The 14,250-nt window shown below is 61.3% G+C and carries 13 protein-coding genes; all 13 read right to left on the bottom strand.

Annotated features, from left to right (window positions below; genetic code table 11):
- Positions 1–483: 483 nt before the first annotated feature.
- Positions 484–1,797 carry an LLM class flavin-dependent oxidoreductase gene (locus Q2T52_RS17315; RefSeq protein WP_302078053.1) on the bottom strand — a complete coding sequence of 438 codons (1,314 nt, stop codon included), beginning with the start codon at positions 1,795–1,797 and terminating at the stop codon, positions 484–486.
- 16 nt (positions 1,798–1,813) lie between these two features.
- A complete protein-coding gene (locus Q2T52_RS17310; RefSeq protein WP_302078052.1) occupies positions 1,814–3,163 on the bottom strand; it encodes an MmgE/PrpD family protein in 1,350 nt (449 codons plus the stop codon).
- A gap of 9 nt (positions 3,164–3,172) precedes the next feature.
- A complete protein-coding gene (locus Q2T52_RS17305) occupies positions 3,173–3,961 on the bottom strand; it encodes an amino acid ABC transporter ATP-binding protein (RefSeq protein ID WP_302078051.1) in 789 nt (262 codons plus the stop codon).
- Positions 3,962–3,974: 13 nt separating this feature from the next.
- The gene (locus Q2T52_RS17300; protein WP_302078050.1) at positions 3,975–4,754 is read right to left on the bottom strand and encodes an amino acid ABC transporter permease; all 780 of its coding nucleotides are present in this window, start codon (positions 4,752–4,754) and stop codon (positions 3,975–3,977) included.
- Complete coding sequence (locus tag Q2T52_RS17295) at positions 4,751–5,497, bottom strand: amino acid ABC transporter permease (RefSeq protein ID WP_302078049.1); 747 nt, start codon at positions 5,495–5,497, stop codon at positions 4,751–4,753. Before Q2T52_RS17295 ends, Q2T52_RS17300 begins: the two co-directional genes overlap by 4 nt.
- Positions 5,498–5,517: 20 nt before the next feature.
- Positions 5,518–6,354: a transporter substrate-binding domain-containing protein gene (locus tag Q2T52_RS17290; protein WP_302078048.1), complete on the bottom strand. Its 837-nt coding sequence runs from the start codon at positions 6,352–6,354 to the stop codon at positions 5,518–5,520.
- A 203-nt stretch (positions 6,355–6,557) separates the two neighbouring features.
- The gene (locus Q2T52_RS17285) at positions 6,558–7,646 is read right to left on the bottom strand and encodes an LLM class flavin-dependent oxidoreductase (RefSeq protein WP_302078047.1); all 1,089 of its coding nucleotides are present in this window, start codon (positions 7,644–7,646) and stop codon (positions 6,558–6,560) included.
- Positions 7,647–7,686: 40 nt separating this feature from the next.
- Positions 7,687–8,466 carry an ABC transporter permease gene (locus Q2T52_RS17280; protein WP_302078046.1) on the bottom strand — a complete coding sequence of 260 codons (780 nt, stop codon included), beginning with the start codon at positions 8,464–8,466 and terminating at the stop codon, positions 7,687–7,689.
- A 2-nt stretch (positions 8,467–8,468) separates the two neighbouring features.
- Positions 8,469–9,290 carry an ABC transporter permease gene (locus Q2T52_RS17275; protein ID WP_302078044.1) on the bottom strand — a complete coding sequence of 274 codons (822 nt, stop codon included), beginning with the start codon at positions 9,288–9,290 and terminating at the stop codon, positions 8,469–8,471.
- Between the two features lie 39 nt (positions 9,291–9,329).
- On the bottom strand, positions 9,330–10,406 hold the full coding sequence (locus Q2T52_RS17270) for an ABC transporter substrate-binding protein (RefSeq protein ID WP_302078042.1): 1,077 nt from the start codon (positions 10,404–10,406) through the stop codon (positions 9,330–9,332).
- A gap of 27 nt (positions 10,407–10,433) precedes the next feature.
- Complete coding sequence (locus Q2T52_RS17265) at positions 10,434–11,267, bottom strand: ABC transporter ATP-binding protein (RefSeq protein WP_302078041.1); 834 nt, start codon at positions 11,265–11,267, stop codon at positions 10,434–10,436.
- A gap of 273 nt (positions 11,268–11,540) precedes the next feature.
- A complete protein-coding gene (locus Q2T52_RS17260) occupies positions 11,541–12,848 on the bottom strand; it encodes an NtaA/DmoA family FMN-dependent monooxygenase (protein WP_302078040.1) in 1,308 nt (435 codons plus the stop codon).
- Positions 12,845–14,092, bottom strand: coding sequence for an acyl-CoA dehydrogenase family protein (locus tag Q2T52_RS17255; RefSeq protein WP_302078038.1), 1,248 nt, complete (start codon positions 14,090–14,092; stop codon positions 12,845–12,847). The genes Q2T52_RS17260 and Q2T52_RS17255 overlap by 4 nt, the downstream gene beginning before the upstream one ends.
- Positions 14,093–14,250 lie beyond the last annotated feature (158 nt).

Raw genomic sequence — 14,250 nt, 5'->3', positions numbered from 1 at the left:
GGTATGCGCGGGCATCCCATTCGGACAGAGCTTTCTGAATGAAGCGTTCTGCCTTTCCGTTGCGCAGCCTGTCTGCCGCCTCTGAATACTTGACCCAGCGCAACACAACTTTGCACAAAACGCCATAAACGCCGGTGGCTTGCACCTTCGTCAACTCACCGCCGACAACCGCGGCTGCTATTTCCTTTCGACGCAAAGATGTCAGTCGGTCATTGTTGTGTATGTTCATTCGGAGCGGCCTCGGAAAACTGAGGTGTGGAACTCCAGTCCCCTAAATCCGCTCCGAATGGACAACATCCTCAAGCTCATAGCTAGTCAACGAAACCGGTTACCGGCTAGGGCCAAGGTGGGCTTCGATTTTTGCCGTGCACGCAATATTATTGATCCCGCGACCGATCAAAGCACAGTTGCAGATTTCTCCATCATCGCGGCCGATATTAAGGCCGCACGGAAGCAACCTACATTCGGTCTCCTGGAAACAATCTACGGCTCAAACACAGGGGGCAGGGCCGGCCGGGTAAGACCCAGATGGTCCCGCAGTGTCGAGCCCGTGTAATCCCGGCGGAACAGGCCGCGCTCCTGCAGGATCGGCACGACGAGCGTCGTGAAATCTTCCAGTCCTTGCGGGAAGAAGGGTGGCATGACGTTGAACCCGTCGGCGGCGCGGGTTTCGAACCATTGCTGCATCCGGTCGGCGATCTCTACCGGCGTACCCAATACGATATGGTGGCCGCGACCGGCGGCAACGCGCAGCGCCAATTGCCGGATGGTCAAGTTCTCGCGGCGGGCAAGCGCCGTCAGGAGCTCGGCGCGGCTGCGCAGCTGGTCGGAAATCGGCAGATCCGGCAGTGGGCCGTCCGGGTCATAATCCTTGAGGCTGTGGCCAATCCGCTCTTCAAGGAGCGGCATGGCGGCTTTGAGGTCGGTCCATTGGTCGAGTTCCGCCAGCTTTTCCTCGGCTTCCTTCGCCGTGCGGCCAATGACAGGCAGGAAGCCCGGCATCACGGCGACGTCATCCGGGTGGCGGCCAAAGCCGGTGACACGGTCCTTCAGGCTCTTGTAGAAGGCCTGCGCTTCCTCAAGGCTCTGCTGCGCGGTGAAAACGATATCGGCCGTGCGTGCCGCGAGATCCTGGCCGGGACCGGATGAGCCTGCCTGGATCAGGATCGGGTGGCCCTGCGGCGACCGCGGAATGTTAAGCGGACCCTTGACCGAGAAGTATTTCCCTTTGTGGTCGAGGATGTGCATCTTTTCGGGGTCGGCGTAAATGCCGCTCTGCTTGTCCTTGATGATCGCGTCGTCATCCCAGCTGTCCCAGAGCCCGCGCACCACATCCACGAATTCTTCCGCCACAGCGTAGCGTTCGTCATGCTCCGGGTGCGACTTGGAAAAATTGTTGGCGGTGCGGGCGTAGGATGTGGTGACGATGTTCCAGGCCGCACGGCCATGGCTCAAGTGGTCGATGGAGGCAAATGCGCGCGCGGTGTGATAGGGTTCGCCATAGGTTGTGGAGGCCGTGGCCGCCAGACCGATTTTTTCCGTCACCATGGCAAGCGATGCCAAAAGCGTCAGCGGCTCGAAACGGGCAATGGTGGACGGGTGTGCATCCGCACCACTCGTCAGACCATCCGCCAGAAACACGATGTCGAACTTGGCGGCTTCCGCGATCTGAGAAACGCGGCGCAGCAGGTCGAAGTTCTCGCTTCCGGCCTCGGCCTGCGGGTGGCGCCAGCCGGATACATGGTGACCTGCCCCTTGCAGGAAGAGGCCGAGATGGATTTCGCGTTTGCGGGTCATGGAACGTCTTTCGTCATTATTGTGAGGAGGTCTGGTTCAACAGGGCGAGGAGCCTTTGCAGGTCTGTTTCGCTGTGCATGCTGCGAACCAGCGGGGGGATGTCTGCAAAGACCGGTTGTCCAGCCGTGGCATCCTGGAATTTTTGTGCGGGGTCCGTCAGACCCGGCAAGCCGTCAAAACGTCGAGTGAGCTTGCTGCCGTCCTTGAGGGCGATGTCGAGAACGACGAAGCGGGTCGTCGGATCGTTCGACATGCGCGGCGCCGTTTCGTCATGCCGCCTGCTGGCGCGGCTGGCGAGCGCCATCAGGCGCTCTTCGACCGGACGTTCGTCAAAGTGATCGAGCCTCAGCGCGCCATCGATCAAGGCAGCGGCAAACACATATTCCGGGCTGAAGCGTGCCTCGATCCCGTTGGTGGGATTGGTGACCACCAGTGCTGCGTCTGCACCGGGTGGGTAGGTGAAGGTGATGCCCTCGATTGCTGCCGGATTAAGGCCTTCGCGATGGAGGTCTATGCCCAGCGAAGCCACGGGATGGCTTGCCGTGCAGCAGGGATAGGCCTTCAGCGTCAGGCCAGGAGAGACGATCTGCCAGGGCTGTCCGAAATTCTCAATAGCCGCCTCGGGACGTCCCGCACCGAAGGCATAGGCGGAATGGAAGCCGACGGGATTGTCGAGGAAATCCGGGGCGCCGCCGAATCCTGCTGCGGCCAGCCGAGCTGCCAGCAGCCCGGAACGTGCCGCCATTCCGGCGTGATAGGGTTTTGCGTCGAAACCGAACTGCAGCCTGAGGCCTGCCGATTGGGTTGCTGCAAGGCCGAGCGCGACAGCCGTTTCCTCCACCGATGCCCCTGTCACATGGCAAATGGCCGCTGCGGCACCGATCGGCCCAAGGGTCGCCGTGGCATGAAAGCCGTTTTCATAATGCCTGACGCCGAGCGACAGGCCAAGCCGCGCCATGGCTTCCAGGCCGACGACATAACCGTGCAGGAAGGCTTCGGCGGAGAACACCCGTTCAGCGGCAAGCGCCAGCAGGGCGGGGATGATGACGGTGGTGGGGTGCCCACGCACGCTGGAATGCACATCGTCATAGTCAAGCACATGGCCTGCATAGCCATTGACGATGGCAGCTGCGAGAGGATCGGTACGGCCTTCGCTGCCGATCAGGATGGCATCACCGTTTGCTCTTGCACCCACGGCCTCTGCCAGAAGCCCCGTCGTCCGATCCTTTGCGCCGGGAATGGCACAGGCAAGGAAATCGATGATGGCGTTGCGAGCGATCGCCATGGCCGTCGCATCATCGCCGGGTCTGGCTTGCGTGATGGCCTGCGCGAAAGCATGGGTCAGCGGGGCTGAAGGATGAGTCATGGCTGTCTCCTAGATGCCTTCGCCGTCGCGAACAGAGCCGCGCGCGCCCGAGAGACCGCCGACAAACTGGCGGATGCGGGCATTGTCATTGCCGTGGAAGATCTCGCGCGGCGACCCTTGGGCAACGATGCGGCCGTTTTCGGTGAAGACCACGGTATCGCTGATCTCTTCGGCAAAGCGCATCTCGTGCGTCACCAGAATGCTGGTCATACCGTCACGGATCAGGTCGCGGATCACCCACAGCACCTCGCCCACGGTTTCCGGGTCAAGCGCTGATGTCACCTCATCGAACAGCACCAGTTCCGGCTTCATGGCGAGCGCGCGGGCAATCGCCACGCGCTGCTGCTGGCCGCCCGAGAGCTGGCCGGGAAAGGCGTTGGCCTTGTCCGACAGCCGCACCTTTTCCAGCAGTTCGCGTGCCAGCTTTTCCGCCTCCTGCCGTGCCACTCCCAGGATACGGGTGGGGGCAAGAACGATGTTTTCCAGCACGGTGAGATGCGGGAAGAGGTTATATTGCTGGAAGACGATGCCGACGCGCTTGCGCAGTGCAATCCGCTCGCTCTCGCGCGTCAACTGGTCGACGCGCGTTCCAGCAACCGTGATGCGCCCGCTCTGCGGCGTCACCAGCGCATTGATACAACGAAGCAGCGTGGACTTGCCCGACCCCGATGGGCCAATGATGGAGACGGCATCACCCTTGTTGATCGCAAGATCAATGCCCTTCAGCACTTCGGTCTGCCCAAAGGCAAGGCGCACATCTTCCAGACGAACGATGGCAGTGTCGGCGTTTGTGGTCATGGGGCAGGTGTCCTCAGCCGGGCAGGAAGCGGCGTTCCAGCCGCCGGGTCAGGCGACCGATGGGATAGCAGAGTGCGAAAAAGGCGGCCATCACGACCACATAGGCAATCACGGTAAAATCCAGCCGCCGCACGGCGGTGCTGGCATCGGTTGCCGCATGTAGAAGCTCGTGCACGCCGACCAGTGAGGCAAGCGAGGTGCCCATGGTGATGGAGGCCAGCACATTCATCCACGGCGGCAGGGAACGTCGCAGGCATTGCGGCAGAATGATCCAGCGGAGTGCCTGCACGCGTGAAAAGCCGAGCCCCGTGGCAGCTTCCCACTGGGCGGTCGGGATCGACTGGATGGCGCCGCGGGTAATTTCCGCCACATAGGCGCTGGCCGGAATGGCAAGGCCGATCACCGCCTTCACCCAATCGGGAAAGGCGATGTAATTGCCGAAGATCACGATCTCGAAGGGAAAGATATAGGTCGTCGCAAATATCAACACGAGATGCGGAGCGTTGCGGAAGATCTGCACATAGCTCACGATCGGTGCACGCACCAGCCGATAGGGGACGAGCTGCAGAATGCCGAGCGCGCAGCCGACTGCTGTTCCGAGTACCATGGCGCAAAGGCTGATCAGGATATTCATCGCAAAGCCGGAGGCGAGGTAGGGCAGCCACTGCATCAGTTCGCGGCCAAGCGATAGATCGGTGAGGCACCAGGCAAGGATCGCCGCCGGCAAGGCCACGAGGCCGATATTGCGGAGTACGCGCCGTCCCGCGGGGCGTTGTGCTGTCACCACCGTCATATCCCATACCCCGGCACGGCAAGCCTGCGTTCAACCCATTTGCCGATACGGGCGACGATGAAGTTCAACAGGCTGAAGAAGGCGAGGATGACGAGCATCAGTTCGACGACATTATCCCGTTGCGTCCAGACCATGATGGAGGCGTAGGTGATTTCGCTAACCGCGATGGCATTGCCCACGGTCGTCAGCTTCACCAGGTTGATCAGGTTGTTGACGATGGCGGGCAATGACGTGCGGAAGGCCAGCGGCACTTCGACATAACGCAGGATTTCCAGGCGGCTGAAGCCGATGCCGCGCGCCGCCTCCACCAGCGAGGCCGGCACAGCCTCGATACCTGCCCGCAGCGCTTCGGCATGCAGGGCTGCCACATGCAGCCCGACCACGGCCACCACCCAGAAGAAGGGGGTGAGCGGATTGTGCTGTGCCCCGCCCAACAGGTTGGAGACGAAGGTGTTCAGTGCGAGAAAGCTGAACATCAATTGCACCAGTGTCGGCGTGTTGCGGGTGATTTCCACGAACGCCCGGACAGGTGCCAATAGCCAGGGCTTGCCTGAGGTGAGGCAGGCGGCAAACAACACGCCGAACAGCAGGCTGACCGGGATCAGCAGCAGCACCAGATAGATGGTCGTGACAAAGCCGTCACGCCAGATCTGCGCCTCATAGCCGGTAGCCAGGAACTCGTAGTTCAGGCCGAGCTTGCCCGTCCAGCGGACGAACAGCTCGGTCAGCGTGCCATTCTGCATGTTGAGTTACCCTTCGCCGCTTACTTTGCGGCGGAAAGTGCCTTTTGCTGCGCTTGCAGGAAATCAGTGTTGGTCAGGCGGTTGGCCTTGGCGAATTCCAGCAGCTTGCCGGAAGCATGAAGCTTCTTCACGCTCGCATCAAGCGCAGCCTGGGTATCCTTCTCGCCCTTGCGCAGCCAGATCACGGAATCGGAGGGGATCAGTTCGGTCGGGAAGGGAATGGCGTAATCCTTCCAGTCCTCGGGGCGATCCTGAAGCAGCAGGCCGACGGTCGCGCCAACATGCACGGCCGCCACGCAATTGCCGCCCTGCAGGGCGAGCAGAGATTCCGGCTGGCTCGGCAGCGCCTTGATCGTCGCGCCGTATTCCTCGATCAATGGCTGGGCATAGTTGGAGCCTTGCGAAATGCAGACCGGCTTGCCCTTGAGGTCGGCCCAGTCCTTCAACCCGCTGTCCTTGCGCACGACGGCGGCACCGCCGCTGCGGTCGTAGGGCGTCGGAACAAAGTCCAGCACCTTGGCGCGGTCTTCCGTGTACTGCATGTTGGCAATCAGGATATCCACCTTGCCCTGCTGCAGAAACTGCACGCGGTTGGGCGGTGTCACTGTGACTGTCTCCAGCTTCACCCCGAGAGAGTCCGCAAGAGCCTGCGCGAGATCGACGTTCAGCCCCTTCTGCTCCTGGCTCTTCGGGTCGATATAGCCGAAGGGTGCGCCGGACAGGATGACGCCGACTGTCAGTTTGCCGCGCCCTTTGATGCGGTCCAGCGTCGCATCGGCCGAAGCCTGGGTGGCGACCAGCGCAGATAGAGAAAGGGCAAGTCCGAAGACTGTTTTGGTGAAGCGGTTGGCAAACATCATGGAGCTCCTGTGATGCGCGCGAACCTATGTCATGCGAGCGCTTCCAACGAGCACCAGAATTTCTCAACCGGAGCGAATATTGGAAAATAACCGCTCTCTCATCCTATGGGTGAGCGATAAATTTCTACACGCTTGAGGGTTCAGATCCCTCCGATAACATCCTCTATTGAAGGGCATGCTCGGGTCATTGATGCGTGAAATTATGCGGGTTGCAAAGCAGGCGCCTTCAGCAAGGGCAGAAGCTTGCTTCCCTGCCGCTTGATTTCCTGGAGATAGGGCGTGTCTGAGAGCACGAAGTGCGTGATACCCAGCTCCCGATACTTGTTAAGCGAACGGGCAACATCCTCTGCCGAGCCGACCAGCCAAGTGGTTCCTGCACCGCCGCCACCAAACTTGCCTGGGGCCGTGTAGAGGTTGTCATCCAGCACATCGCCCTTGGCCTGCAGATCGAACAGCCGCTTTTGCCCCACGGCAACTTCGCGCTTGTGATCGTGCCAGTTGCCGCCGCCGGTCCTGGCCATTTCGGCCACCTTGGCCTCGGCATCCCGCCAGGCTTCTTCCGTGGTGTCACGCACCAGCGTGGTGATCCGAAGACCGAACTCCAGCGGCGGAAGATCGCGATCGAGTGTCTTGCTCAGTGTCTTCAGCCGCGCGATGCGCTCGTTCACGCCCTCCAGCGGTTCGCCCCAGAAGAGCTGCACATCCGCTTCCGTGGCAGAGACCTGTTCCGCCGCCTCCGACGCACCGCCGAAATAAAGCTTCGGGTGCGGCCGCTCCGGCGTTGCCTTGATCCTGGGCTGGACGGTCGAATTCTTCACCTTGAAATGCTCGCCTTCAAAGGTCACGGCTTCATCGGTCCAGAGCCGGCGGACGAGCCGCATGAATTCCTTGGTCCGGGCATAGCGATGGGTGCTGTCGCCTTCTTCGTTGCCATAGGCCGCAAGGTCATCCTTGCCGGAGACGATATTCACCCGGATGCGCTGGTTGCTGAGGTGGTCGAGCGTCGCGGCCGCCGAGGCAAAATTGGCGGGCTTCCAGTAGCCGGGACGGATGGCGATCAGCGGCTGGAATGTTTTGGTGCGGGCGGCAATTGAGGTCGCCACGGTGAAGGTGTCCGGCCGGCCCCAGCCCGTGCCGATCAGTGCGCCGGTCCAGCCATTGTCTTCCAGCGCGGTCGCGTGCGCGGTCAAGGCATCAAGGCTGTTGTGGCCTTCGGCCGCGGTGTCGCCGCGATGGCCTGCCTTTACGTCGTTCGGGATGTACCAGAGGAATTGGGTCTTGCTGCTCATGCTGATGCCTGCATCAAAGGAGGGGAAGGACGAAATGGGGTTATGCTGTGCGCGGCGGACGCCAGCGCAGGAGATGGTTTTCAAGCGTTGCCGCGAGGCGGTTGAGCGTGAAGCCCACAAGGCCGAGGATGATGACGCCGACCATGACCATCGCCATGTCGAAGCGTTCGCGACCGGCGATGACCAGCCCACCAATGCCCGGACCCACCGCGAGAAAGTATTCGGCGCCGACCGTCGCCAGCCAGGAATAGATCAGGCCGAGGTGAATACCGGTCGCAATGGCGGGCATGGCGGAGGGAAGATAGATGCGCAGAAACCGCTGACGCGCATTGAACCGGAGGGCATGCCCCACTTCCAGCAGGTCCTTCGGCGCATCGCGCATGCCATCATAAGTGTTGAGCACGACCGGGATGAAGCAGGCGAGCGCCACGAAGACGATCTTGGCCTGTTCGCCGAAGCCGAACCAGACGGAGATCAGCGGTATCCAGGCGAGCAGCGAAATCTGCTTCACGCCGTTAAAGGTCGGCATCACCAGCCGTCCGGCGAGCGGTGAGAGTGCAAGCACGGTGGCAAAGGCAATTCCCAATACGGCCCCGACAAGAAAGCCGCCCAGATTGCGCGCAAGGCTGGAGAGCAGATCGAAGATCAGATCATTGCCCAGCAATTCGCGCTTGGCTGTGATCGCAACACTTTCCAGCGAGGGGAGGAAGCGCGGATCGACCAGCCCCGTGCGGCTGGAAACCTCCCAGAGAACGAGCAACAGGATGGGCAGCGTGATGCCCCGGCGAATGCGAACGGACGTGGGTGTCTTGCTGGCCATGGTCAGATCTCGTTCCGTTTCCAGCGCTGGATCAGCCGTTCGGTGCGGTTCAGTCCGCTATCCATGACGAAGCCGACAATGCCGATCGCCAGCATGGCGATGATGACCGTATCCAGCCAGAACATCTGCCGGCCCCAGACCAGCAGGTAGCCAAGCCCTTCGGAGGAGGCGAGGAGTTCCACGCCCACCAGAGACGTCCAGGCATGGGTCAGGCCGTAGCGGATGCCGGTAAAGACGAAGGGAATGGAGGCGGGGATGATCACCAACCGCAATGTCTGCCAGCGGCTGAAGCGAAGTGCGCGCGCGACCTCCAGATAACGGGGAGACACATTGCGAATGCCGGCGAAGGTGTTCAGCGTCATCGGCACCAGCGCGCCTTTGGTGATGATGATGATCTTCAGAGTTTCACCAATACCGACCAGCAGCATTAATAGCGGGATCCAGCCGAGCGTCGGGATCTGAGCGAAGGCCAGGAACAGCGGCTTCACGTAGTCCTCGACCGTTTCCGACAGGCCCATCGCAATGCCGAGAGCCAGGCCAAAACCGGCTCCGATGGCAAAGCCGATCAGCACGCGCCGGAGGCTGATAGCGGTGTGGTAAAGGAGTTCCCCGCTTGCCACCATGTCCCGCAGCGTCTGATAGACATCCAGCGGATGCGGCAGGATCTGCGCGGCCAGCCAACCACGATCCGAGGCTGCCCACCACAGGATAAGCAGCGCTGCCGGTAATACGAGCGCGACCGCCAGACCCACGGCGCGGCTGCGCCATGGATAAGGCAAGCGGGAGGGTGCATCTGTCTCAGTGGTGACTGTCAGCACGGCCATGGCCTTCTCCCTCTCGCAGTCCGATGAAGATCGCGGAGATCACGATGCCGTCGGCTTGCCATCGGCGCCGTAGGGCTGCCAGAAGTTCTTCAGCTTGAGACGCTCAAGCGCACTGTTCAGATATTTCGGTTCGAACCAGCCGTTCAGGTCGACATCGCGACGGATCAGGCCGAATTCCTTGCTCTTCACTGCCTGCTCCTTGTACTGCGAAACCAAGAGGTCATCGATCAGCGGCGAGTTGCGGTAGGCCAGCGTATCGTTGCTGAAATACTCCTCCAGGATCGGAATCGGCGTTCCCGACTTGCCCCAGAGTTCGAACTGTGCGGCGCGATTGGATTCATCGGAAGACCATTGCGCCGCCTTCACGAAGGCGTCGACGACGCGGTGGGTGATCTCGGGATGGGCGCTGATGAAGGCCTCGCGGGCGATGATGCCGGCGTTGCGGCCAAAGCGCGGATCGTCGCCCTTGGTCGTGTAGATGACATCGGCGGAACCCTTGGCGGCAAGGTTGATCAGTTGCGTGTCGCCGAAGGCTGCATCTATATCCTTGCTGGTGAGCGCTGCGACGGTTGCGGCGCTATCGAGGTTGACCACCTGAACATCGCGTTCCTTCAGACCGTGTGCTTCCAGGATCTTGATGGCGGACAAATGGCTGTTCGTGCCGCGTTGCAGCGCCACCTTGCGACCTCTCAGATCCTCGATCTTCTTGATGCCGGAATCCTTGGCAACTGCCAGATAGGAGGGTTTGCGGGCACCGCTTGCAAGCAGGAGTTTTGTCTTCAGACCCGTCGCGCGGCCGATCAATGCGGGCAGATCGCCCTGATAGGCAAAATCGAGCTGGTCATTGGCAAAGCCTTCATTGACCGCCGGTCCGGCACCCTTGAAGAAGGTCCATTCGATCTTCACGTTGGGATCATTGGCGAATTCCTTTTCCAGAAATTCACCAGCGCGGGCGGTCGCGGCCGAAGTTCCCTCCGCAAAGGGGCGGTTATCGACGCCGATGGCCGCATAGCCCACATGGATGACGAGCGGATCGGCCGCGAGGGTTGGCTGTAAGGAAAGCGCGAAGGCAAAGGCTGCACCGGCAGCGGCGCGCAAAGCGATTGAGAGTTTCATGGATAGGCTCCAGTGTTGGCAGAGATTTCAGCCGACGGCTGCGATGGCCGGGCGGGGCAGGACGGGCTTCGTTTCGCCTGCGGTCGCACGCGTCTCGGCCAGGGAGGCGGTTCCGTTCAGGCTTTGCAGCACATGGGCGCGCACCTCGCCGAAAGCGGACGAGGTACGCTCGCGGGGACGCGGCAGGTTGACCGGCACGATTTCGCGGATGCGGCCAGGACGCGGCGACATGACGACCACACGATCACCCAGGAAGACCGCCTCATCCACATCATGTGTCACGAGGATCATGGTGATCTTTTCCTTGGACCAGATCGATTGAAGCTCACCTTGCAGATGCGCCTTGGTGATGGCGTCCAGTGCGCCGAAGGGTTCGTCGAGGAAGAGAACATCCGGACGGTTGACGAGCCCGCGGGCAATCCCTGCGCGCTGCGCCATGCCGCCGGAGAGCTGATGCGGATAGGCCTTGGCAAATCCCGTCAAGCCGACGAGTTCCAGATGCTCCTTCACCAGGCGCTTCTTTTCCGCCTTGCTGACACCAGCATTTTCCAGCCCTAGCGCAATGTTGCGTTCAACGGTCAACCACGGAAAGAGCCGAGGCTCCTGAAAGACAATGCCACGATCGAGGCTCGGTCCCAGGACGACGTTTCCCCGGTGTCGGATTTCACCCTGATGCCCGGCATCCAGCCCGGCCCCCAGCCGCAGGAGGGTAGACTTTCCGCAGCCACTGGCTCCAACGATGGTGACGAATTCACCTTCGGTCACCGATAGGCTGACATCCTGCAAAGCGGTGATGGTTTGCGAATCCACCGAAAACTGCCGGGTGACGTTCTTGATCGTAAGATGTGCCGTGACGCTCATCGACATGCCCTCCTGCTGCATAGAAGCGGCGGATCAGCGAATGCTCAGTCCCGCCGGTGCAAACCTGGCGCCTTGATGGGCGAGCGATCCAGATTGCGAACGATGCATCCAAACTAGCAGTGACGGATATTTTCTATAGGAATGATATTCTATTTTGGCGGGAGCAGGCGAACAATGTGACCGGCTTGGCGCTGTGCCGCAGTACGGCGTCATATTGGATGGATGCACACTCCCGCTCCTCATGCGGGAGCGGAGAGGTTACAGGTGTTTTGCTCAATCGGGATAGGGCAGGCGGTAGCGGTCGCGGATGGTCCGGCCTTCATATTCGCGCGGATAGACGCCGCGATCCTGCAGGATCGGCACGACCTTCTCGACAAACTCTTCGATATCATCGGGCGCACGTGGCGGCTGCAGCGTATAGCCGTCCACGGTTCCGTCTTCCCAAAGGTCGATGATCTGGTCGGCCACCTCTTCCGGCGTGCCGAGCACAAGACGATGGTGACCTTCGGAGCGACGCACTGCCTGACGCGCCGTCAGTTTCTCGTGGGTCAGCAGGTCGGACAGGCCAAGCCCCATGCCGACCGCCCATTGACGGTTCTGGTCCGGCACGAAGCGCTCGGCGTCCAGCACGGCATCGGGGTCGAAGGTCGCGGGATCGATGCCGTTCTCCTTCGCGAAACGGGCAAGCAGCCCGTCTTCGGAACCGGTACCGCTGAACAGCTCATGCTTACGCAGCGCCTCTTCGCGGGTCTCGCCGATGATGGCGACGAGACCCGGCACGATGCGGATACCGGAGGGATCGCGGCCGACTTCGATGGCCTTGTCCTTCACCTTCTTGGCAAAGGCCTGTCCGGCCGGACGTGAAAGAATGTTGCAATAGATGATTTCGCCATGGCAGGCAGCAAGTTCGATGCCGCCCTCGGAGGCGCCCGCCTGCGCGATGACCGGATGTCCCTGCGGACTGCGCGGCACGTTGAGGGGACCGCGTACATGGAAGAACTGTCCTTCGTGATCAATGGTGTGCGCACTCGATGCATCCCAGAAGCGATCCGGCGGAACCTCGCCTTCGCGCCTTGGATCCCAGCTTGCCCAGAGCTTCTTGGCGACATCCAGAAACTCGATGGCGCGGGGGTAACGCTCGCTGCGGGGTGGCAGTGGTGCGTTGCTGAAGTTGGCGGCGACATTCGGGTTGAAGGACGAGACGACGTTCACGATCAGCCGACCGCCAGAGACGATATCGAGCGACTGCACCCGCCGCGCCAGATTATAGGGCGAGTTATAGGTGGAGGTGATCGTCGCGACGAAACCGATATCCGGCACCTGGGCCGCGAGTGTCGTGCACAGGATCAGTGGGTCCAGCGTGTGGAAGGGGCGGGCAAGCGGATCCGTGAGAAGCGCCGGATGATCGGAAAAGAAGACGGCATCGAAACGCCCTCTATGGGCAAGCTCCGTCAGACGGCGATAGTATGCGGGGTCGTTGATGTCATGCCGGTCGCCGGTGCGGTATTTCCATGCGTTTGCCAGATAGCCTGTCGTGTTGATGCCGACATTCAGGTTCAGCCGTCTCTTTGTCTCTGTCATGCCTTGGTTTTTTCTCTTTCGGGATGGATGCCGACGCCCGCTTGCGGCGAAGGCAGTGTGCCGTTGACGGCAAAGTTGCCAACGACACGATCATGGTAGATGCGGGGATTATGGGAGGTGATGGTGCGCGCATTGCGCCAATGCCGGTCAAGCCCATGGCTCTTCTTGGCGGCGGATGCGCCGAGCGCATCGAACAGTACGGTCGTTGCATCCAGGATCAGGCTGGAGACGACGGTGACAGACTGGCTGACTTCCAGCTCCGCATCACGGTTGGCCTGCACAATTGCCTCGGCGTCCCCCGCCAGATTGGCTTCGTGCGCACGCTGCAGCGCGTCCGCAGCCTTCAGAGCGATGGCGCCTGCCGCATAGGCGGCGCTGCGCACGCGGCCGACAACCTGCAGGATCTGCGGGTCTTCACCGGGGAGCGACGCGTTGCTGCGCGCATAGACGCGGCGGCGTTCCGCCACAAGTGCAGCCACTTCCGTGGCGGCCGCCCGGCCGATGCCTGCCAGCGAGGCAAGATGAACAAGCTGGAAGAAGCCGCCGGAATAGCTGAAGCGCAGTGCGCTCGGCTTGATCAGGTCGTTGCTGATTTCAACATCCGCGAAGCGTGCCGTGCCGCTTGCGGTCAAGGACTGTCCGAAACCATCCCAGTCATCGATGATTTCGACGCCGGGGGCTTTGGTCGGCACGAGCGCGCCGATCGGATTGCCATCACCATCCACGGCACCGAGCGTGATCCAGTCGGCATAGAGCGAGCCGGTGGTGTAGAATTTCTGGCCGTTCAGCAGCCAGTGCTCGCCATTGCGGATGAGCTGGGTGGAGTAGCTGCCAAGCGGCGCATTGCCGATTTCGGAAAAGCCGCTGCCGATCGTTTCGCCTTCCGCAAGTTTCAGAAGCCAGCGGTCGCGCCAGTTACTCGGCGGAGCGTTCAGAAGATCTTCCGTGAAGCCGAAATGGCTGCGATAGGCATTGGTGAGGTTGGGATCGGCTTGTGCGAGTTCGATCAGCAGGCCGAAGAGTTCCGGCAGGGTCAGCCCTGCGCCGCCGATAGCTTCCGGCAGCCGCAGGACGGAAAAGCCTGCTTCTCTAAGCCGCTGATATTCCGTAAATGGCAGTGTGCGCGTGAGATCGCGTTCCGCTGCGCCGGCATGAATTTCGGCGAAGATTGGTCGAAAGCGGTTCGCAATGGCATCGAACCGTTCGCTTGGCGCAGCACCCCAAGCCTTGGAAATGTCGGTCATGTCTTAAGAATCCTCCCGCGGACGGTCGGCCACGAGGCCCAAACCTATCAGTTGGCTGAGAGGACGCAGGCGATGAATGTTTTCTCGTGGCGAAAGAAATTGTTGCTTGAACCGGACCCGGAAGCGGCATGCCCGCCCATGATCATGCCGCTGTCCGG

The organism is Rhizobium oryzicola (assembly GCF_030504645.1).
Taxonomy (GTDB): Bacteria; Pseudomonadota; Alphaproteobacteria; order Rhizobiales; family Rhizobiaceae; genus Neorhizobium; species Neorhizobium oryzicola.
This window is presented reverse-complemented; position numbering and strand designations above follow the sequence as displayed.

Bases quoted from the DNA above. Each gene is read 5' to 3' on its own strand.
- Q2T52_RS17310 (WP_302078052.1), bottom strand. From the start codon at position 3,163: ATGACTCATCCTTCAGCCCCGCTGACCCATGCTTTCGCGCAGGCCATC.
- Q2T52_RS17305 (WP_302078051.1), bottom strand. From the start codon at position 3,961: ATGACCACAAACGCCGACACTGCCATCGTTCGTCTGGAAGATGTGCGC.
- Q2T52_RS17265 (WP_302078041.1), bottom strand. From the start codon at position 11,267: ATGAGCGTCACGGCACATCTTACGATCAAGAACGTCACCCGGCAGTTT.
- Q2T52_RS17285 (WP_302078047.1), bottom strand. From the start codon at position 7,646: ATGAGCAGCAAGACCCAATTCCTCTGGTACATCCCGAACGACGTAAAG.
- Q2T52_RS17260 (WP_302078040.1), bottom strand. From the start codon at position 12,848: ATGACAGAGACAAAGAGACGGCTGAACCTGAATGTCGGCATCAACACG.
- Q2T52_RS17275 (WP_302078044.1), bottom strand. From the start codon at position 9,290: ATGGCCGTGCTGACAGTCACCACTGAGACAGATGCACCCTCCCGCTTG.
- Q2T52_RS17315 (WP_302078053.1), bottom strand. From the start codon at position 1,797: ATGACCCGCAAACGCGAAATCCATCTCGGCCTCTTCCTGCAAGGGGCA.
- Q2T52_RS17280 (WP_302078046.1), bottom strand. From the start codon at position 8,466: ATGGCCAGCAAGACACCCACGTCCGTTCGCATTCGCCGGGGCATCACG.
- Q2T52_RS17270 (WP_302078042.1), bottom strand. From the start codon at position 10,406: ATGAAACTCTCAATCGCTTTGCGCGCCGCTGCCGGTGCAGCCTTTGCC.
- Q2T52_RS17290 (WP_302078048.1), bottom strand. From the start codon at position 6,354: ATGTTTGCCAACCGCTTCACCAAAACAGTCTTCGGACTTGCCCTTTCT.
- Q2T52_RS17300 (WP_302078050.1), bottom strand. From the start codon at position 4,754: ATGACGGTGGTGACAGCACAACGCCCCGCGGGACGGCGCGTACTCCGC.
- Q2T52_RS17295 (WP_302078049.1), bottom strand. From the start codon at position 5,497: ATGCAGAATGGCACGCTGACCGAGCTGTTCGTCCGCTGGACGGGCAAG.
- Q2T52_RS17255 (WP_302078038.1), bottom strand. From the start codon at position 14,092: ATGACCGACATTTCCAAGGCTTGGGGTGCTGCGCCAAGCGAACGGTTC.